This is a genomic window from Amycolatopsis xylanica (assembly GCF_900107045.1).
GTDB lineage: Bacteria > Actinomycetota > Actinomycetes > Mycobacteriales > Pseudonocardiaceae > Amycolatopsis > Amycolatopsis xylanica.
Genome location: NZ_FNON01000001.1, coordinates 1360750 through 1380617, shown reverse-complemented (window position 1 = coordinate 1380617; position 19868 = coordinate 1360750). Strand labels below are relative to the sequence as shown.

General features: G+C 70.2%; 14 protein-coding genes and 2 tRNA genes. 7 read left to right on the top strand and 9 right to left on the bottom strand.

Annotated elements, in window-relative coordinates; genetic code table 11:
* Nucleotides 1-30: 30 nt before the first annotated feature.
* The 4 genes from BLV57_RS06120 to BLV57_RS06105 form a co-directional block, all read right to left on the bottom strand.
* Complete coding sequence (locus BLV57_RS06120) at nt 31-1386, bottom strand: MFS transporter (protein WP_091287524.1); 1356 nt, start codon at nt 1384-1386, stop codon at nt 31-33.
* Nucleotides 1387-1794: 408 nt separating this feature from the next.
* On the bottom strand, nt 1795-2376 hold the full coding sequence (locus BLV57_RS06115; protein WP_176968506.1) for a riboflavin biosynthesis intermediates N-glycosidase: 582 nt from the start codon (nt 2374-2376) through the stop codon (nt 1795-1797).
* A 34-nt stretch (nt 2377-2410) separates the two neighbouring features.
* Nucleotides 2411-2836 (bottom strand): pyridoxamine 5'-phosphate oxidase family protein, encoded by a 426-nt coding sequence (locus BLV57_RS06110; RefSeq protein WP_091287523.1) that lies wholly within the window; start codon nt 2834-2836, stop codon nt 2411-2413.
* A 7-nt stretch (nt 2837-2843) separates the two neighbouring features.
* Nucleotides 2844-3422, bottom strand: a complete 579-nt coding sequence (locus tag BLV57_RS06105; protein ID WP_091287522.1) for a GNAT family N-acetyltransferase — start codon at nt 3420-3422, stop codon at nt 2844-2846.
* Between the two features lie 70 nt (nt 3423-3492).
* Here BLV57_RS06105 and BLV57_RS06100 point away from each other — a divergent pair.
* The 4 genes from BLV57_RS06100 to BLV57_RS06085 all read left to right on the top strand — a co-directional run bounded on the left by BLV57_RS06100 (nt 3493) and on the right by BLV57_RS06085 (nt 7986).
* A tRNA-Pro gene (locus tag BLV57_RS06100) sits at nt 3493-3567 on the top strand.
* Nucleotide 3568: 1 nt separating this feature from the next.
* Nucleotides 3569-3641: transfer RNA gene (locus tag BLV57_RS06095), tRNA-Arg, on the top strand.
* Between the two features lie 32 nt (nt 3642-3673).
* Complete coding sequence (locus BLV57_RS06090; RefSeq protein WP_091287521.1) at nt 3674-5863, top strand: hypothetical protein; 2190 nt, start codon at nt 3674-3676, stop codon at nt 5861-5863.
* 182 nt (nt 5864-6045) lie between these two features.
* A complete protein-coding gene (locus BLV57_RS06085; protein ID WP_091287520.1) occupies nt 6046-7986 on the top strand; it encodes a sialidase family protein in 1941 nt (646 codons plus the stop codon).
* 59 nt (nt 7987-8045) lie between these two features.
* On the opposite strand, the gene BLV57_RS06080 is transcribed toward BLV57_RS06085, so the two are convergent.
* The 3 genes from BLV57_RS06080 to BLV57_RS43865 form a co-directional block, all read right to left on the bottom strand.
* The gene (locus tag BLV57_RS06080) at nt 8046-8354 is read right to left on the bottom strand and encodes a hypothetical protein (RefSeq protein WP_091287519.1); all 309 of its coding nucleotides are present in this window, start codon (nt 8352-8354) and stop codon (nt 8046-8048) included.
* A gap of 22 nt (nt 8355-8376) precedes the next feature.
* Entirely contained in the window at nt 8377-11730 is a 3354-nt protein-coding gene (locus BLV57_RS06075; RefSeq protein WP_091287518.1) for a TM0106 family RecB-like putative nuclease, read from the bottom strand.
* 257 nt (nt 11731-11987) lie between these two features.
* A complete protein-coding gene (locus BLV57_RS43865; protein ID WP_091287517.1) occupies nt 11988-12707 on the bottom strand; it encodes a VOC family protein in 720 nt (239 codons plus the stop codon).
* An 81-nt stretch (nt 12708-12788) separates the two neighbouring features.
* On the opposite strand from BLV57_RS43865, the gene BLV57_RS06065 reads away from it, so the two are divergent.
* Nucleotides 12789-13541, top strand: a complete 753-nt coding sequence (locus BLV57_RS06065) for a TetR/AcrR family transcriptional regulator (RefSeq protein ID WP_091287516.1) — start codon at nt 12789-12791, stop codon at nt 13539-13541.
* On the opposite strand, the gene BLV57_RS06060 is transcribed toward BLV57_RS06065, so the two are convergent.
* Both BLV57_RS06060 and BLV57_RS06055 read right to left on the bottom strand, forming a co-directional pair.
* Complete coding sequence (locus BLV57_RS06060) at nt 13516-16164, bottom strand: ATP-binding protein (RefSeq protein WP_091287515.1); 2649 nt, start codon at nt 16162-16164, stop codon at nt 13516-13518. The two genes, BLV57_RS06065 and BLV57_RS06060, sit on opposite strands and share 26 nt — an antisense overlap.
* A 62-nt stretch (nt 16165-16226) precedes the next feature.
* Nucleotides 16227-17402, bottom strand: coding sequence for a beta-1,3-glucanase family protein (locus tag BLV57_RS06055; RefSeq protein WP_245757173.1), 1176 nt, complete (start codon nt 17400-17402; stop codon nt 16227-16229).
* Between the two features lie 197 nt (nt 17403-17599).
* On the opposite strand from BLV57_RS06055, the gene BLV57_RS06050 reads away from it, so the two are divergent.
* Both BLV57_RS06050 and BLV57_RS06045 read left to right on the top strand, forming a co-directional pair.
* Entirely contained in the window at nt 17600-18550 is a 951-nt protein-coding gene (locus tag BLV57_RS06050; RefSeq protein ID WP_091287514.1) for a Leg1-related protein, read from the top strand.
* A gap of 379 nt (nt 18551-18929) precedes the next feature.
* Nucleotides 18930-19832 carry an Asp23/Gls24 family envelope stress response protein gene (locus BLV57_RS06045; RefSeq protein ID WP_091287513.1) on the top strand — a complete coding sequence of 301 codons (903 nt, stop codon included), beginning with the start codon at nt 18930-18932 and terminating at the stop codon, nt 19830-19832.
* Nucleotides 19833-19868: the final 36 nt, after the last annotated feature.

The window sequence follows — 19868 nt, the reverse complement described above, 5'->3', positions numbered from 1 at the left end:
CTAACCGGCCGGAACACTCACGACCCCTTTTCATTTAGCCCGCAGGTAAACGGAGTCGTCGGTGATGTCGGCCCGCGACCGGTCGGGGATCAGCAGTACACAAAGGACGGTCACGGCCGCGGCCACGACCATGTAGACCGAGATCGAGTACGGCGTCTCGGTCGTGTGGAACAGCCAAGCCGCCAGCAACGGCGCGGGACCACCCGCGAAGACCGAGGCGAGCTGATAGCCCAGACCCGCGCCGCCGTACCGCAAATGCGTCGGGAAGCTTTCGCCGATCAGTGACGCCTGCGGCCCGTACTGCATCGAATGCGGCACCATCGCGAGCACGATCGCCAGGAAGATCACCAGCTTGTTGCCATTGGTGAGCAGCCAGAAGTAGGGGAACGCGATCACCGCTATCCCGATCGCACCCGTGAGATAAACCCGTTTACGCCCGATCCGGTCGGAAAGCCTGGCGAAATACGGGATCATGACCAATTCCAGCGCCGCGCCGACGAGCACCGCGTTGAGCACGAACGTCTTGGTGAAATGGTGTGCCGCCACGACGTACACGAGCACATAGCTGGTGAACAGGTAGAACGGCATCTGCTCGCTGAACCGCAGCCCCGCCGACAGCAGGATCTCCCGCCAGTGCTTCTTGATCACGTCACCGACCGGATTGCGCGCGGCCCGTTTCTCGGCGACGACCGTCGCGAACATCGGCGTTTCGAGAATGCGCAGCCGGATCATCAGCCCGACACCGACCAGCACCAAACTCGCCAGGAACGGGATACGCCAGCCCCACGAGGTGAACGCGTCATCCGAGACGAGCGCGGACAGCAAGGTCATGCCACCGGTGCCGAGCACCAACCCCACGGGCACCCCGACTTGCGCGAACGCGCCGAGCATCCCGCGTTTGCGTTGATCGCCCCATTCCATCGCGAGCAGCACCGAGCCACTCCACTCGCCCCCGATCGCGATGCCCTGCAACAGCCGCAGCAACACCAGGATCAGCGGCGCGGCGACCCCGATCTGCGCGGTCCCCGGCAACATGCCGACGACGCCGGAGGAGATGCCCATCAGGAGCAAGGTGACGATCAGTGTCGTCTTGCGCCCGATCCGATCACCCCAATGGCCGAAGATCGCCGCACCGATCGGCCGCGCCGCGAACCCGACCGCATAGGTCGCGAACGACTGCATGACCCCGGCATAGGTGCTGGAGCTCGGAAAGAACACGTGCGGGAAGACCAGCGCCGCCGCCGTGTTGTACAGGAAGAAGTCGTACCACTCGATGGTCGTGCCGATGGCGCTCGCCGCGGCGGCCCGCCGGGCTTGCGTTTTCTGCTCGGACTCCGCCCGCGCGGCGGCCAGCGCCCTCTCCGCTTCGTCCTGACCGAGAACCATGCGCACCTCCTGTGACTACGCCGTCACTCGAACGTGCACCTTCTCACGGCCACCCCCGGGGATGTCCAGACCAAGGTTGCGATTGCGTCGTGAGCGTTGCGGCCGGTTGGAGCCGGCCGGTCTTTGACGATCTACGCCTGCTGTGGTCTCGGCTGGTCGGCACGAGCGGGGCGTGTGTCACGCTCTGCGGAACGAAAGTGACTTATGTGTGGTCGTGTGTGGGAAACGAGGCGTTCAACGCTCCGTTTCCCACACGCCGCGGTCTGGGTGACAAGGGCGGCCTTTGTCACCCAGAGCGTTGCAAGGGCGGCCCTTGTCACGTGCAGCAGGGGAACCCCTCGCCCGCGGCCTGGCCACGGGAGGTCAGGGGTCGTGAGTGTTTAGGCCGGTTAGAACCGGCCGGAACACTCACGACTCTTGCTCGACGCGGAGCTGGTCGCGGACCTCCATGAGGGCGAAGCCGAGGAGGTTGGAGCCGCGCCAGTAGTCGGGGTTCTTCGCGTTCTTGTCCTCGCGGGCGAGGCCGCTGCCCCAGATGATGTCCTTCTTCGACGCCTCGACCAGCACCTGGTCGCCGGTGCCGAGCAGGAACTCGCGCAGGTCGGCGTGGTAGCGGAACTTGCCGAGGTTGCCGTCGACGACGATGTCGAAGCGGTGCCTGGCCCAGTGGGCCGGGTCGAAGTCCGCGACCGAGCGGCCCAGGATCTTCGCGGCCTTGGGCTCCGGTTCCTCGCGGATCTTGGCCGCGGTCTCGAAGTCGCCGAACAGCTCGGCCTTGCCCGCCATCATGTAGTGCTCGGCCGTGGGGTAGCGGTGGCCGTCACCCGCGACGAACGGGGCGTGCCACCACTGGCTCAGGCAGGTTCCGTTGACGATGCCGCCGTACGGGGGCCGGTGGCCGTAGAAGAGCAGGTACTCCGCCTCGGCACCACCGTGGATCAGTTCGCGCAGCGCCTCGACGTCACGTACCGCGTCTATCTTGCTCACCATGGAATAGTCGTACCACTACGCCTCCGGTGGCGCGTCACACGGTGTAGCTGATGTCCTTCGCCGCGATGGATTCCGGACGCACGTGCAGCCAGATGGTGCCCTTCTCGACCGGGTCGTCGAGCAGGTAGGAGCGGAAACGTCCGTCCCAGCGTGACTCGTCGGCGCCCAGGTAGCGGACGAGAAGCCTGCGGCCACGAGCCACGTCGAACGGCAACTCCTCGGCCTTGCCGCGGGCGATGACCTGGCGGATCAGGCCGGTGGTGACGTCACCCTCGTCGACGACCAGCGCGACCGCGGGGTCGGCGCGGACCTTCGCGGTCAGGCGGGCCCAGGGGCCGGTGAGGATCCAGAAGGCCCCGTCTTCCCAGAGGTACCAGGTCGGCCGCACGGTCGGCCCGTTCGTGGCCACCCTGGCGATCAGCGGGCGGGCGAGGAACTCGTCAAGATCGAAATCGGTCACCGCGCCACTATCGAACCTCCAGTGCGGTGGAGGTCAAGAGCTCGCCAGGCAGCAGGCTGAAGATCACCGAGTCACGGCGGCCGCCTTGGAACGGGATGTGCGAGCGCAGGACGCCCTCGCGGACGAACCCGCACCGTTCGGCCACGCGCTGGGAGGCGACGTTGGCGGGTTCGCAGACCAATTCGAGCCGGGCGAGGGCGAGATGCTCGAACGCCCAGCCCGCGAGCAGGCGCGTCGTGCGGGTGGCGACACCTCGGCCGCGTGCGCCGGCGGCGACCCAGTAGCCCACCGACGCGCGTGCCTCGCCGGGTGCGAAGTCATAGAGCGAGCAGCCGCCCCACAGGTGATCCTCGGCGTCGACGATGGCGAGCGGCAGCTCGTCGCCGCTGAGCCGCGCTTCCTCCTGCGCGGCGAACCGCTCGCGCACGTGCGCGAGACTCGGCGTTCCCGTCAGCGGCCACGAGAAACGCAGGCACAGCGGGTCGGAAAAGGCCTCGAACCGCCGTTCCAGATCGGATTCGCGCCACGGGCGCAGCGTGACGAGACCGTCGGTCAGTGCCGGGTCGGGGAACTCCAGTGCGGGCATGGCGGCAAGCTAGCACGCGGAAAATCGGCTGCACGACTGGAAATTCGACGCTAGTGTCCACTTTCGACGACATGGAGTGGCTCAGCGGCAGAGCACCTGGCTCGGGACCGGGAGGGCGCGGGTTCGAGTCCCGCCTCCATGTCCATCCTGGGGTAGCTCAGTGGAGAGAGCACCCGGCTCCTATCCGGGAGGGCGCGAGTTCGACCCTCGCCCCCAGGTCTGTTTCGTAACCGAGGAAAGAGAAATCCGTGATGGAGGAGCAGCTTCGAGCATCGTCGGGATACGCCGTCGCGCAGCTGGAGCGCGCGCTGAAGCAGGCCGTTTCGGCGGGGGACCGCGACGCGAGGAACCGTGCGCGGGCGAAGGCGGACCGCTGGCGCGCGGTGATCGACGGCATGAACGGCGGAACGCTCGAAGTCGGCTCGCGGACCCCGGTCGCCGACACACCCGCCTGGGTGACGCTCGAGGTCGCGCACGGCGGTTTCGCCACCGGCCGCTACCTCGCCGAGGAGCCGCCGACGCCGGATGAACTGCGCTGGGGCGCCGACCGCGAGAGCGTCAACCGCTACTTCCTCAGCGACCAGGGCCGCGCCGAGCTGCTCGCCGCGCTGCGCAGCGAGTCGTACCGGATCGACGTGCCGGAGGAGGCCGCGCTGCCGGTCGTCGCCTGGCTGATCGACCGCGGCCACCACGAGCAGGCACTCGACCTGGTGACCGAGCTGTGGCCGCTGCTGGGCCGCCTGCGGTTCACGCCGCGCTTCCAGCCGCGCCCGAAGCCCGCGGGCGACCTGGTCCGGCTCTCGACGGTCGGCGCCGTGCAAGACGGACTGCGTGCCAAGGTGAGCTCGGGCCAGATCGAGACGATGCTGACCACGCTGCGCGTCTGGAACCCGTTGTACGACAGGCTGGTCGAGCTGTGGTGCGAGACGGTCGAAGGCGAGCTGCCGAGGCTCGACGGCGACCACGTCGTCGGCGGCTGGCCGTGCCGGACCACGCCCGAAGGCTGGGCGGAGCGCCGCGCGCGGTGGCTGCTGGACCACGCGAGCGCTGGTGCGTCGCCGCGCAACGCCAAGAGCAACTTCGAACGGCTGCGCCGCGCGCTGGAGAACAGCGACGTGCTCTCGGCGCGTGACGTCGGCTGGGTCCGGCGTGCGCTGGCGAACACGATCACCAAGCACGGCGCCCCGGGTTCCGAGGCGCGGGCGGCGTTGCGCGGTGCGCAGGCGGTGGTCGCGGCCAAGCCGACGCACGCCGAGCTGGCACGCGTGCTCGCCGGACGGCTCGACCGCTACCCGGCCGACGGCGGGCTCACCGAGCTCGACCCGCTGGCCGAGGACGCGGCCGAGGGTGTGCCGATCCCGCCGCGGCTGCTGGCGAAGCTCAGCCGCGCGCTGGAAGCGCCGGTGGAGACGCTGGTCGAGCGTGGCGTGATCGGCTCCGGCGAGGTGCTGGCGACGGTGTTGCCGCAGCTGTCCTCGCGGGCGCTCGCGGCGAACATCGCCGATCCGGAGCTGGCGGCGTTGTTCACTCAGGCCTACGGCGCGTTCCGGCGTCGCCGTGGCCTGCTCCTGCTGAACCTGGAACACCAGGTCCGGCTGGACGAGCTGCCGTGGATCGCCGCGCTCGCCCCGCTTCGTGCGGGACGGGCCGACGCGTCGCGGCAGGCCGGGGTGGTGCTGCGCCGGGCGACGCTGCTGGCACTCGACGCGTTCCCGCAGACGATCCTGCCGAACCCGCTGGTCCGCGAGCTGGGCGCGCTGGCCGTCCAAAGCGGACTCAAGGTGCCGCTGGTGGAGGAGGTCGCGGCCGACATCTTCATGGGCACGTTCACCGTGAAGTGGCGCGCGGCGGCCGAGATCACCAGCCGGGTGCTGGCCGGCACGCTGTACGCGCGCTACTACGACCTGCCCGAAACCTGGCAGGCGCCGAGGCTCGTGCGGCGGTGGGGCAAGCCGGTGGCCGCCGACTTCGCCGAGCTGTGCCGGACTCGAGCGGATGAGGCGGGCAGGCGCGGCTCCGGGGTCGCGGCGAACGGAATGGTGCTGGAGCAAAGTCAGATCCTGACCACGCACAACCTCGCGCCGCTCGTCGACGCGCTGGACCTGACACCCCGGATCCGTGAGCTGGCGCCGAGTTTGGCCGAGCGCTCGTTCGACTGGCTGGTACGGCGGCTGGCCATGCCCGCCCCGCATCGGCACGCGGCGCTGCACGCGGTGAAGAACGCCGCGTACGCGTGGCGGCAGGCGATCTTCTACCTCAGCTTCGCCGACGTCGCCGCGCAACGCGAGTGCGTCGCCGCGCTGGCGACGCGGGCAACGGCCGTCCCGCGGCTGGCTCCGGCGGTCGAAGGACTCGCCCGGGTGGTCGACGGCGGCCCGTGCGCCACGCGTTTCGTCGGCTGGTCGACGGGCGGGCACTGGCTGCTCGGCGATCACGCCTGATCGACGACACGGAACACAAGGTTCCCGGGTCCACATCACGTGGCACCCGGGAACCCCGCGAGAGCGCGAAAACGGTGCCCGGCAAGGGAAACTCGGGTAAAGCTCTTTCCTGGCAAACAGAGTAGTAAAGATCGGATGAATGGTCCTATCCGGACTGCGCCACCACCGCCAAGATCATCCGCATGAAGCTGAGATCGTCCACCCGACGCCTGCTCGTTCTGGGGCTGCTCGCCGTGCTCGGAACCACCGGGACCACGACCGCCGCCCACGCCGACCCCGAAGCCACCGGCCGCGGCGCCTGGGAGGCGGTCGGGCCCAACAGCATCGGCGGCCTGCTGGCCGTGGCCGGGTCCCAGGTCGCCATGATGCAACCCGGTCCGCCCGCGCTCTGGCTCTCCGACGACCGCGGCGCCTCGTGGAAGGTGCGCCGGGATCTGCCGCAGGACACCCTGATCCAGGGTTTCTTCGCCGATCCCGTGAACGGGAACCGGATGCTGGCCGTCGGCAACAAGCCCGCCGGGTTCAACGGCGAGTGGGCGGGCATGCTGCTCGCGACCGACGATCGCGGCGTGCACTGGCGGACGCTGCGCGAGTGGTACCCCGACGGCGCGTTCCAGCTGGCCACCGACCCGACCGGGCGCACGGTCGTGGTGTCCAATCTGGACAGCATGAGCGTCAGCCCCGATGGCGGCGAGACCTGGAACGACGTCCCGCGAACCTGGCCGCGCGAAGGGATCGCGGCGCCGGTCGGCAGCCAGAAGCTGGTGCTCGTCGGCGACGACGCCTACTTCACCACCGTCTACCCGGAGTACTCGCTCTGGGTGATCCGCGGAGTCACCAGCGCCGAGCCGAAGGCCGAGCTGGTCTACCGGACCAACGACGAGATCAACCAGGTCGCCTCGGACGGCCGCCAGCTCGTGGTGACCGTCGGCGCGGAACTGCGCGGCAGCACCGACTTCGGCCGCACCTGGACCACGCTGCGCCGCGACCCCGGCGGCCAGCCGCTGCGCGAGCCGCGTTTCGCGGGCGGGCGCCTGTACGTCGGCACCTACCAGGACCTCGACGTCAGCGCCGACGGCGGCCGGACGTGGACCCGCAAGCCGGTGCCCGCCGCGGGCGAAGGCGTCACCGACATCGTGGAACTGCCCGGAAAACCGGCCACCACGCTGATCTCCGCGGTCTACCGGGGCGTCTACGCCGACACGGGCAAGAGTGGTTACCAGCAGCTCGGTGTGCCGGGTGAGTCGATCCGCGACCTCGTCACGGCAGGTCCGTTCTGGAAGCAGAGCCTGGTCGCCGCCGGAGTGCAGGAGATCTACAATTCCCCGCTGCCGCAAGGAAAGCTCACCCCGTCGGACCGGGTCTGGCAGTCACATCCCGGTGATCGCCTGCACGAGGACTCGAAGTTCTCGGTCTCGCCGAGCCGCCCGGACGTGGTCTGGCAGGTCACGCGCAACGGCTTCGCGCTCGACGTGCTGCGCAGTGGTGACGGCGGCCGCACCTGGCAGCTGGTCGGCAAGCCGAAGGAAGGCTCACCCCGCGCGATCCTGGCCAACCCGGCCGACCCGAACCGGATCCTGGTCACCGCGTTCGCGCCGAGTGGCTACGTGCTCTACCGCACCGTCGACGCGGGCAAGACCTGGGAGACGATCCCCGGTGGCGGTTTCCTGGCGATGGCAGGGGATCCGTGGAACCGCAACCGGATCTGGGGCGGCGACGGCACCGGCCTGTCCCGGTCCGACGACGGCGGCAAGACCTGGACGCACGTGTCCGACGAGCCGGTCAGCGCGATCACGGTGAGCGCCTGGGGCGGCCGCGTCCTGGTCGGCGGCGCTGGTCTGCTGCTCAGCGAGAACAACGGCCGCTCGTTCCGGCGCGTCCGCGACGGCGGGAACCCGCGCGAGATCGGCCGGATCGTGGCGCACCCGCTCGACCCGCGCGTCTGGTACGCGGCCAGCACGACCGGGGAAGGGGTGCTGCGCAGCACCGACCTCGGCCGCACCTGGGCGCCACTGGCCGCTCCGGTGCCCGACCGCGCGGTGCTCTCGCTGGCGATCAGCGGTGACGGCCGGTACCTGTTCGCGGGCACCGAGCAGGCAGGCGTGTACCGCCTGACCTTGTAGGAGCCCAGGATTTAGCGGGCTTTATCCCGGGAAAAGCGCCCGGGATAAAGCCCGCTAAATCACGAGTCCTTGCCCATGGAGCGGCGGATCTCGGCGAGCTTGTCCTTGGCCGCCTCTTTGTTCTTGGCGATCTTCTCGTCCAGCGAGGCCATCGTGTGCTCGGTGCCGAGCCCGGCCAGTTCGCTCGCGCCGACCGAGGTGGCGTGGCGGTTCTCGATCTTGTCGCGCACGTAGTCGAAGCTCGGCACGCCGCCCTCGCTGTAGTCGGCCTCGGGTAGCACCGGCTCGACCGTCGCGGGCAGGTTCGGCGCGGCCGTCTCCTCGACGACTTCGGCGTCGACCACGTTGGGGTCGTTCGTCCCGCTCATAGCTGCTCCGTCCGTCGGGTCCTCACCACGACCATAGCCTGGCTTCGGTCATCAACCCGATCATGCCGGAGACCAGCCGCATCTGGTCGACCGTCCGGATGTCGGCCTCGACCAGCCGCGGCGAGCAGACCATGATCGCGAGCGCCTGCGCGCGCGAGAGCGCGACGTTGAGCCGGTTGCGGGAGAGCAGGAAGTCCAGGCCGCGCGGCAGGTCCACCGCGGACGACGAGGTCATGGTCGCGATCACCACCGGCGCCTCCTGGCCCTGGAACCGGTCGACCGTGCCGACCCGCACGCCGGGGTATCCAGCCTGCGCCAGCGCGTTGGTCACCACCCGTGCCTGCAGGTTGTACGGCGCCACCACGAGGAAGTCGCCGTCGTCGAGCGGCCGGGCGGCGCCGTGGTCGGTCCAGGTCCGGCCGTGCAGACCGGCGACGATCCGGACGACCTCTTCGGCTTCCTCCGGTGAGCGGGTGGTGTTGCCGTGATGGTCCACTTCGGACAGATACAGCCCGGCGTCGACGCCGCTGACCGCGCGCTCGGCCGCGGACGGGTGCGCGCGCAGCCGTCCGGCGTAGGAAAGCCGGGAGACCGGCTCGCAGACCGCCGGATGCATGCGCCGGGTCTCATCGAGGAAGTAGCCGAGCTCCGGCGGGATGATGTCGGCCTCGCCGATCAGGTGCCCCAGCGCGGACGCCTCCGCGCCCGCCGGGTGCGTGCCCTGGACCACCTGCGGCAGCTGCTGCGGGTCGCCCAGCAGCAGAAGGTTCTTGGCGCACAAGGAAACCGCGAGCGCGTCGGCGAGCGCGAACTGGCCGGCCTCGTCGATGATCAGCAGGTCGAACGGCTCGTCGCGGATCGCGGTGTTGGCGAACGTCCACGCGGTCCCGCCGACCAGATGCCCGCTGTCGTGCTCGCGGCGCCATTTGACCAGCGTCGGGTTGGTCTTCGGCTGGTCCCACTTCGCGGCGGGGTCCGGCGTCTTCTTGGGCCGCTTGGCACACGGCAGGTCCGGCGCGGTCTTCAACGCCGCGGAGAGCACGTTCTCGACCGCCTTGTGGCTGGTCGAGGTGACCGCGACGGTCTTGCCCGCGCGGACCAGGTGCGCGATGAGCCTGCCCGCGAGGTAGGTCTTCCCGGCGCCGGGCGGGCCCTGCACGGCGAGCACCGAGCCGTCGAGCGCGTCGACGGTCTCGATCACCGTCCGCACCAGGTCTTCACCGGGCTGAGGGCGTTCGCCGCGGAGCCGGGGCGGGGTCCGCTTGAGCAGGTCGATCCCGGCGTGGCGGGGGAGCACCGGCAGCTCGTCGACGGCCAGCCTGGCGAGTTCGGCGACGGCGTCGTCCTTGGGCGACGGCCGGACCGGGCTGCCGGGCAGCACCGCCATCGGGCGGTCGAAGGAGGTGGACTCCGGCGGGCAGCTCTCCTCCAGCGTCAGCTCGACCGCGGACGAGGCGATGACCTTCGCGTCGCGCGCGTCGGTGCCGTACCGCAGGCGGACGGAATCGCCGGGGGAGAAGGGATGTGGTCGATCCGGGTCACAGGCGAGCACCAGCGTCCGCTTCGCGAGCTTGGTCCGCCCGCTCGGCTGCACCCACGCGTCCGACCGCACCGAGACGGGAACGGCGCAGGTCGTGTCGACCTCCAGGTCACCCAGCGGCGCCGCGAGCTGCCGGAAGTACTCCCACCAGGCCGGGTTCGTCTCACGCCGGTGATAGCCGACGGACGCGGCGAGCAGCGCGCGGGCGTGCTCGTCGGGAGTGAAGGCGGTGGGATCGTCCGGCAGCCCGTCGAGCAGCGGATCGACGAGCGCGGCCAGCCGCGCCGCCCGCTCGGCACGGCGATCGGCGTTGACGTCGTCGTCGATGACATCGGTAGGTTCCGGCTCGATCAGCTCGATCCCGGCCTCGGCGCGCACCTTGTGCAGGAACTCGAACAGCCGCAGCGTGGAGACGCAGTCGTACTCGTTGTAGTCGCTGATCCCGCGCAGCACCTCGTCCGCGCGCTCGCTCTCGCCGCTGTGCGAAAGCGTGAGGTACTCCTCGTAAGCCTCGATGCTCGAAACAGCGGTCTTCACGTCACCGTCGCGCGCGCCGGGCATGTAGAGCGGCTCGAGGTACTTGATCGAGTACGACCGCTGCGAAACCCGCAAAGCCTTACGCACCACGGCATAGAGGTCGACCATCGCCCCGCTGCGCAGCAGCTGGTCGACCACCTCCTCGCGCGTGCCGTGCACCGCGGCGAGCCGTTTGACGGCCGTGACCTCGTACGGCGCGTAGTGGTAGACGTGCGAGCCGGGATGCGCGGCCAGCCGCGCGACCGTGAAGTCGATGAACTCCTCGAACGCCCGCTTCTCCTGCGCTCGGGTGTGCGCCCAGAACGGGGTGAACCGCTGCATCCCGTCGGCGGTGACGGCGCCGAAGAGGTACTCGAGGCCCTGCCCGGCCAGCGCGTACGGATCGCCTTCCATGTCGAAGAAGACATCGCCGGGCTGCGGTGGCGGCAGCGTCGCGAGCGCCTCGGGCTCGATGATCTCGTAGGCGATCTCGCCGGTCGCGTCCTGCTTGACCTGGATCGAAGCCTGCGCCCGCAACGTCGTGAACGACGTGACCGAAAGGTCGCGCGGCCGGTCCTCCGGCTTCGCGACGGCCAGCGCGTCGATCGAGCCGAGCCCGGCGGCGACCAGCTTGCGCCGCTGGTCCCCGCGCATGCCCGCGACCAGCGACAGATCCCGATCGGCTTCGCGTGCGCTCGCGCAGTGGTCGGCGAACGGGCACCCCGAACACGCGGGCCGCTCTTCCGCCCACAACTGCTCGGGCAGCTTCGGTTCGCGTCCGCGCAGCCGCGCGCTCAGCCGGTCGAGCAGCGGCACGAAGTCGTCCACCCGCAGCGACCGCGTGCTCCCGTCGCCGAGCAGCAGGTGCATTTCGGGCCCGGCGGGCCATCCCGCGCGCCGCAGCGCGTCGGCGTACGCGGCGAGCTGGACGACCGCGGCGGGCTTGGCGTGCCGGGCGAGCTTGGTGTCGTAGACCTCGTACCGGCCGTCTTCGTCCCGCATCAGGAAGTCGGCCCGGCCGGAGAAGTCGCCGTCGTGGAAAACGGCCTGGTAGACCACGGGCGCCCCGGCGCTGAGCGCTTCGGCGGTCTCCCGCGCGGCCACGACCGGGTCCCGTTCGTCGATCTCCACGACGACCTGCTTCTCGCCGCGCAGCCGGGTCAGTGTCGCGACTTCGTGCGCCCGCCCGTGCTTGACGGCGAGCTGATCAGCCCCGCTGCCGGGCCGGGGCGCACCCGGCAGACCAGCGGCGAAAGCCTGCTTCAAAACGCTGCGGTGCTCGCATTCCAGCAGGTCGGCGAGATCGGAAGGGGTGTACATCGCCGCGCAGTCTCGCACGCAGAGGCCCCCAGGCCCGCCCGCGACACGCGTCCCCCGGGGTCGTGAGTGTTGCGAGCACACCCAGGCCTGGGTGACAAGGGCGGCCTTTGTGACCCAGAGCGTTGCAAGGGCGGCCCTTGTCACGTGCCCAGGGTGGACGAGGTCGAGCGAGTGGAAGGATTTCTGCATCTAACGGAGCAAACCTTCCACTCGCGCCGAGACTCGGGCGGCAGGCAGGCGAGTACCGGCCGCGGCACTCACGACCCCAGTGCTGGTTCGAGCGTCGTGGCGAGGTCCCCGAGCGTGCCGCCGAGCTTGGCCCGTTCCGCGTCGGAGAGCGTGACCGCGTTCGCCTTGGCCAGGAATTCGCGGGCACCGCCGGGGTCTCCGAGCCGCACCGCGAGTTCGGCGCGGTAAGCCAGCGCCTCCACCAGATCGGCGGGCGGCGCGTCCTGCTCGCGGTCCAGCGCGTTGTCGAGCATTTTCGCGGCCGACTCCTCGTCGCCCTTGGAATCGCCCATGACCACCGCTCCGCGTACCGCGACGGCGAGCCGGTTCCGCGCGGGCTCGTCGTCGGCGGGATCCGCCTTGGCCGCGATGATCCTGATCCAGTTGCCTCCGGGATCGACCACGCTGAAGCCGGGCAGGTTGTCGGCGTTCTTCCGCTTGCGCGGCCTGGTCATCCGCGGGATCCCGGAGACGAGGACCTTGCCGTGCGCCGCCCGCATCCCGGCGGCGAAGGCGTCGAACAGCTCGCCGGGGTCGGGCACCACCACCAGGCAGGTGCTGTAGGAGTCCTCCGGCTTGTAGTCCGGCAGGCCGAAGAAGTGCAGGTTGATGTCCTCGCGCCGCACCGCCACATACGTGTAGGGGCGGCGCTGGTAATAGGTCTTGGTGAAGCCGAGCATCTCGTAGAACTCGAGCATCTCGTCGATCGACCGGCAGGGCAGCAGCGGCACGGTGATCTCGTCGGCCATTTCGTCCTCCAGGTGGGGTACGCTGTACCGTACAGCGTACTGAAGCCTACGGTACAGCGTACGGAAGCCGCAAGGAGGCCCATGACCAGCCGTTCCCCTGAGCTGGCGCGCAGCATCTATCTGCTCTGGGGTCATCACCCCGCGCCGGGGCGCTCCGGTCTCACGGTGACCGCGATCGTCGGCGCCGGTGTCGAGATCGCCGACGCCGACGGGCTCGACGCCGTGTCGATGCGCAAGGTCGCCGAGCATCTCGGCGTCGGCGCGATGTCGCTCTACGGGCACGTGCCCGGCAAAGAGGACCTCACCGCGCTCATGGTCGACTCCGTCTGCGGCGAGCTCTACGACCACGACATCGAGGCCGACGGCTGGCGCGCGGCGATGCGATACGTGGCCGCGCGGAACTGGGCACTCTACGAACGCCATCCCTGGCTGCTCGACGCCCGGTCGACCCGGCCGGCACTCGGCCCGAACGTCAGCCGGAAGTACGAAACCGAGCTGCGGCCGCTCGACGGGATCGGCCTGTCCGACGTCGAGATGGACGCCGCGCTGACCTTGGTGCTCACCCACGTCGAGAGCACGGCCCGCGTCCACCGCGGCAGCGCGCGGACCAAGGCCGACTCGGGGATGTCCGACGCCGAATGGTGGGCGGTCGTCGCGCCGGTGCTCGAGCAGGTGATGGCGGGCGCGGACCTCGCGCTGTCCGCGCGGGTCGGCGGCGCGGTCGGCGCGCGGTTCAACGCGGCGCAGAGTGCCGAGCACGCGCTGGCGTTCGGGCTCGACACCATTCTCGACGGCATCGAGGCCCGGATCAGCCGAGGCCGGGCAGATCCCTGAGCTGCCTGCGCGAGGTGATGCCGAGCTTGCGGAAGATGTTGCGCAGGTGGGCGTCGACCGTGCGCGGGCTGAGGAACAGTCGCGCGGCGACCTCCTTCGACGTCGCGCCGGTGGCGACCAGCCGCGCGATGTGCACCTCCTGCATGGTGAGCTGGTCCAGCGTGCCGGTGGACCGGGCGCGCGCGACCTCACCGGTGGCCCGCAGCTCCTCGGCCGCGCGCTGGGCGAACGCCTCCATGCCCATCCCCGAAAGCTGCTCGTGCGCGGTGCGCAGGTGCTCGCGGGCGTCGCGGCGGCGGCCCGCGCGCCGCAGCCATTCGCCGAACAGCAGGTGCGCGCGAGCCAGTGAGACGCGTGCCGGGCTCGCGGTGAGCCGGTCGATGGCCTCGCGGTAATCGGCCTCGTCCCCGGTGACCAGCGCACGCGTGTACGCGGTGACGCCGAGCGCCCAGTGCGTTCCCGCCGGGGTCGTGCGGTCGGTCAGCGCGGCGAGCGCCTGGGCGGCCGTGCCGGGTTCGCCGCAGCGGACGGCCGCCTCGGCCAGCTCGGGCAGTGCGATCCCGGAGAGGAAGAGGTCGCCGGACGCGGTGGCCTGCTCGGCCGCGGTCAGTGCCGCGCGGTAGTCGGCGAGCCCGTTGCCGACCACGGCCGTCGCCCAGTGGACGTTCGCGTACATCATGCCCAAGTCCATTGTGGACGCGAGCGCGCTGGCCCTCTCCGTCAGGTCGAGCAGGTCCTGGCGGCGCCCGCGCATCCCGACGAGGTGCGCCTGCGGGTAGAGCAAGGCCGGGACGCCGAGCGCGTCCGCGATCGCCTCCTCCTCGGCGATGGCGGACATCGCCTTGCCGAAGTCGCCTGCTTGCACCGCTCCGCACGCCACCTGCGCGAGTCCGAGCCGCAGCACGTGTGGTGATCCGCCGTCTCGGCCGGCCGCGACCAGCCACTCGCTGATCTTCGTGTGTGCTTCGGCGTCCCAGAGGTCAGCCGCGATCGTGGTCGCCAGCGCGGGCCGCCGCGTCCATTTCCCGGCGTCGAGAAGAACGGTGCGCAGCAAGGGAACCGCCGGTTCGTAGCCATCGGTGGTCAACAGGATCAGCGCGTCGAGGAAGTCCGGCGGTTCCGGCGCGGGCGGGGCGGAGCGCGCCTGCGTGACCACGGTGTCCATGACCCCGGCCGCGCGGCCGACGAGCAGGCCCATCTCCAGCGCGTCGAGGAAGTGGTCGCGGGACCGCTCCGCGTCGAGCGGCGCGAGCCTGCGCGCGGCACTCAGCATCGAGGCCGCGCCGTCGCCGTGCGCGTGCCGGATGAAGGAGAGCCTGCCGCGCAGCAGGTCGACCGTCGCGTGCGTGCGCTCGTCGAGCGCGCCCGCCTCGGCGGTGGTGAGCAGCTCGGCCGCCGCGTCGATCGCGCCCGCGTCGAGCTTGGCCTGCGCCGCGGCCAGGGTGCGCTCGGTCCGCTTGGCCGGGTCGAGCGACAGCGCCGCCGCGCGTTCGAGGAACGCCGCGGCCGCCGCGACGCCACCGCGTGCCCGCGCGCGCGACGCCGAATTCTCCAGCTCGGCGGCGATGTCGTCGTCGGGCCCCGCGGTGCCCTGCGCGCGGTGCCAGACCCGGCGATCCGGGTCGGCGCCGGGATCGGTGACCTCGGCCAGCGCGAGGTGGACGCGGCGGCGCAGGCCCGGTTCGGCCGCCCGGTAGACGGCCGAGCGTGCCAGCGGATGGCAGAACCGCACGCGCGTCGAGAACTCGATCAGCTCGGACGTTTCCGCACTCGACGACGCGGCGGTCACCTCGATGCCGAGCCGTTGCGCGGCGGGCCACAGCAGCCTGGGATCGCCGGTCGGGTCCGCGCTCGCGAGGGTCAGCAGCAGCCGCGCGTCGTCGGGCAGCTCCGCGAGCCGGGCCTGAAAACTGCGCTCGATCCGGTTCGGCACCGAGGACGTGTCGGGCATGGCGAAGCCGCCCGCTCTCGGCAGTTCGAGCAGCGCCAGCGGGTTCCCGCGGGCCTCGGCCAAGATCCGGTCGCGCACCTGATCGTCGACCGGGTCGCCGCTTTCGGCCGCCAGCAAGGCTTTCGCGTCGGTGTCGCGCAGACCTTCGAGCGTGAGATCGGGCAGCTCCGCGAGCCCGGTCGTCGCGCGCGTCGCGAAGATCATCGCGACCGGTTCGGAGGCGAGGCGGCGGGCGAGGAAGGTCAACGCCTTCGCCGACGCGTCGTCGAGCCAGTGCGCGTCGTCGATCAGGCACAGCACGGGGCTTCGCTTGGCCGCGCAGGCCAGCAGTTCGAGGGTGGCGAGGCCGATGCGGAAGAAGTCGGGTGTCCCGGTCTTCAGCCCGAACGCGACTTCGAGCGCGTCGCCGTGACTGTCGGACAGTTCGCCGAGATGACCGAGCAGCGGCACGCACAACTGGTGCAGCGAGGCGAACGGCAGCTCGGTCTCGAACTCTGCCCCGGACGCCTCGATGACCCGGAACCCCGTGGCCTCGCGCACGTGTCCCAGCAGCGCGCTCTTCCCGATGCCCGGCTCGCCGCGCACGACCAGCGCGCCGCCGTCGCCCTTGCGCGCGTCGCCGACGAGCTGGTCGAGCCGCCGGACATCGTCCTGCCTGCCGAGGAGCCGCATGGTCACCAACCTAAACGGCCTGGCAGCGAGCGGGGACCGCGGGCGGCCCCCGCTCGTCGTGCTCAGAACGGCGTGAGGATCACGCGCGCCGAGCGCGGGTTCGGGTCGTGCACGAGCGACTCGAAGTTGCCGACGTCGTCGAACGAGAACCCGTACGCCTTGCCGTCCACCATCTGCTCGTGGATCTTGCGCGAGTAGTGGTCGGTCACGGCGCGCGTGTAGAACTCGGCCGCGTTGTAGGTCGGCTGGGTGTGCAGGTAGCCGAGCGTGGAGCGGTGCAGCGCGGCGCACAGCGACCGGGTGATCAGGCCGGTGTCGCTGTTGGGCGCGCCGAGCCTGCCGTCGCAGCCGAAGACGTCCCTGGTCGACGGCCGCTGGACCGACGCGACCCGAGCGCCCGCGGTGTTGGTGAACTGCATGACCCCGGCCGAGTCGGTGCGGCCGAAGAACTTGATGGCCGTGTTCTCCCTGATCGGCACCACGGTCAGCGTAGTGTTCTTGTAGGTGTTCCACACCTCGGTCGTGTAGCCGTCGAAGTAGGTGTTGCCGAACAGGCCCGACTCGATGCCCAGCCGAGGCGCCAGCGCGCGGACGACGGTGCCGTCGCCGCGGGTCTGGATCAGCTTGGGCCAGTCGCCGGGCTGGCCGCGCAGCGCGGCGAAGAAATTGTTGCGGCCGCCCGCCTTGAGCTCACCCTCGCGCTTGGTGGCGCCCGCGGTGTTGGTCACCTCGACGGCGTGCGGCACGGCGAACATGTCCACCTGCGACGAGTTCAGCCACAGGCCGCCGTCGTTGTAGGTGAACTCGCTCCAGTCGAACAGGATGTTGCGGTTCGGGTCGCTCGGGTTCCACGGCGCGGGCTGAACGAGCCCGTCCGGGGTCAGGAAGAACTTGAGCTTCTCCCCGAACGACATGTACAGCCGCCCGCTGGAGAGGTTGCGGGGAATGTTGAGCGTCTTCGAACCGCCGCCGGCCGGGCCGGGGATGGACGCGTCCGGGGCCGGGCTCGGCGGGATGGCGCCGCCGGACCACGCGGTGAACTGGCCTGCGGCGTTGACGTAGCCGAGCCTGCCGTTGTACCCGCCGAGCACGTACAGGTAGACCTGATCGGCCCGGTTCGAGTTGTTGGTGACGGTCAGCGGCAGCAGCGACGGTGGCACGGCCTCGGCGGGCGCCGAGACGATCAAGGGCATCGTGGCCGTGATGGCGGCCAGCCAAGACAGGATTCTGGAACGCACGGGTGGCTCCTCGTTGAGCTGTCGTGACTTGCGGGAGGTCAACAGGATCAGCCGATTTTCCGAGAATTGTCAACGATTCATTGTGTTTTTGTCTTGCAGGACAGGGCCCTTTTTCATGGCTTGACATAAGCCCGTGAGGAAGGCGGGGAAGAAACGATTTCCGCTTTCGGCTCGCGCGTTTCCGCTAGATTCATCAGATGACCAGTGCGCATCCGGACGAGCTGGCCGTACTGGACCTCTACCAGGTCTGGACCACGGCGGAGGACCTGACCGACCGGTTCGACCCGTACCGGTTCGACCATCGGATGGCGGCCTACCGTGCGCTCGTCGACGCCACCAACGACGGCGACCGGTTCGGCACCGACAACCGGCGCAACCCGCTCTGGGCGTGGCTGTTCCAGCTCCAGTGGCAGTGCCGCACCGACCGGCTCGGCCCGACGACCGGCACCGATGGCCGCATCGACCCCGACGCCCCGTGGGCCTACGGCAACTACACGCTGAGCGTGATCCCGTGGCTGGGCGCGGTACGGGCCGGGGTGGTGGCGCCGCTGGAGATCGCCGACGCGCCGTCGCCGTCGCGGTTCGGGTACGTGCGGTCGGGCGTGGTGCCCGCCGAGCTGGCGCGCAGCGTCGAGCACTGGGCGGACTACTTCGCGCTGGTGAAGACCATGGACGCGACGACCGATACCGAGCCGGTCCGGATCGCGTTGTGGAAGGCGCACAAGACCTGCCTCGACGTGGTCGTCACCGCGATCGCGGACATCGACCCGGCCCCGTACGCCCCGATCGAGCTGACGTTCCTGCGCGGCTGGTGCCGGATGGTCGACTACCTGGGCGCCGCGGCCTGGCGGACGGACTTCGACTTCATGACCGGGCACGGCCTGGACGTGCTCCCGGAGATCTTGCTCGAGCAGCGCTCAGACCTGCACGCGCTTCCGGACAAGGTCCGCCGCAACGTCGCGAACGTGCTCAGGCTGGCCACCACCTCGCCGCGCCGCCACGCCCTGAATCTCCGGCTGTGGAAAAGGATCATGCGCACCCGGGCGGCGCGCGACGAGGTGATCGCTCTGCTCGACGCGGTCTTCGACCCCCGGCCGGACAACGCCGCCGCCCGGCTCCGGACCCTCCGGTATCTGCTGCGTCCGTAGCGTTTGGGGGTCGTGAGTGTTGCGGCCGGTTCTAACCGGCCGCAACACTCACGACCCATTTCATGCCAATAACTGGTCACTTGATTCCAGGCTCCCCAGCGGGACGCGGATCGGCTAATCTTCGCGGGGCCGGGTCCGGGGCGGAGGTCTCCGAGCGCCCCGGCGGGCCCCGGAGTGACGTTTGAACTCCGGGCGAACATGGTGCGTCGATTCGGCGTCGGCAGGTCCGTGTCCTTCGGTCTCAGGCGGAACATGGTTGGGACACAAGGAAATCTCAGATTGGGGGTCAGTGATGTGCAGCATCTGGCTGGCCCTAGTATGGCGCCGTCTCCTCGCAGCCCCCCGTAGTCGTCGCTCCCGAAAAGGGGAATCCATCATCATGTCTGACGTCATGAACAGCATCTTCGGCCGCGCCAAGACCGAGACCCACGAGCCGTACGCTCCCGTCGCCGCCGAGCCGGAAACCGTTGCGCCCGAAGCGGTCGAGGCCGAGACGACGGAGCCGGAAGGCGCCGCCGACGAGACCGAGACCGCCGAAGTGGACACCGTCGACAGCGACCAGGCCGAGGACGCCGAGGACACCGAAGCCGACGAAGACGCCGCCGAGGCGGACGAAGACAGCGCCGAACTCTCGGACGAGGAGTCCGACGAGGCGGCCGACGACGAAGAGTCCGACGAAGCGGTGGCGGACGAGACCGAAGAAGCCGTCGCGGACGACGAAGCCGACGAGACCGATGAGGCCGTCGCCGACGAGACGGACGAGGCGGCCGCGGAAGACGACGCTGAAGCCGACGAAGCCGAGACCGACGAAGCCGACGAGGCCGTCGCCGACGAAGCGGGCGAGACCGCCGAAGAAGAAGCCGAGGTCACCGGCGCGCCCGAGGTCGAAGAGGCCGAAGAAGCGGCCACGGACGAGGCCGCCGCTGAGGAGCCCGAGGCTGCTGAGCCCGCCGCCGAGGAGGCCCCGGCCGAGGCGCGTCCCGCCGCAGGCGCTCGTGGCGCCACCACGGTCGGCGACGGCGTGGTCGTCAAGATCGTGAACGTGGTGTCCCGCAAGGCCGAAGGCGTGCACGAGCTCGCCGAGGACGGCATCTCCGTCGAGCTCGAAGGCGACGTCGCGACGATCAAGATCTCGGTGATCGTCGTGTTCGGGCACGCGGTCAAGGCCGTCGCCGAGCAGATCCGGGTCAACGTGGTCGAGTCGGTCGAGCAGTACCTCGGCCTCGACGTCGCGGTCGTGGACGTGCACGTCGTCGACATCCACCTGCCCGACCTGGCCTGATCCGTCGTCCACTGTGGACAGGCGGCGTGAGAGCGC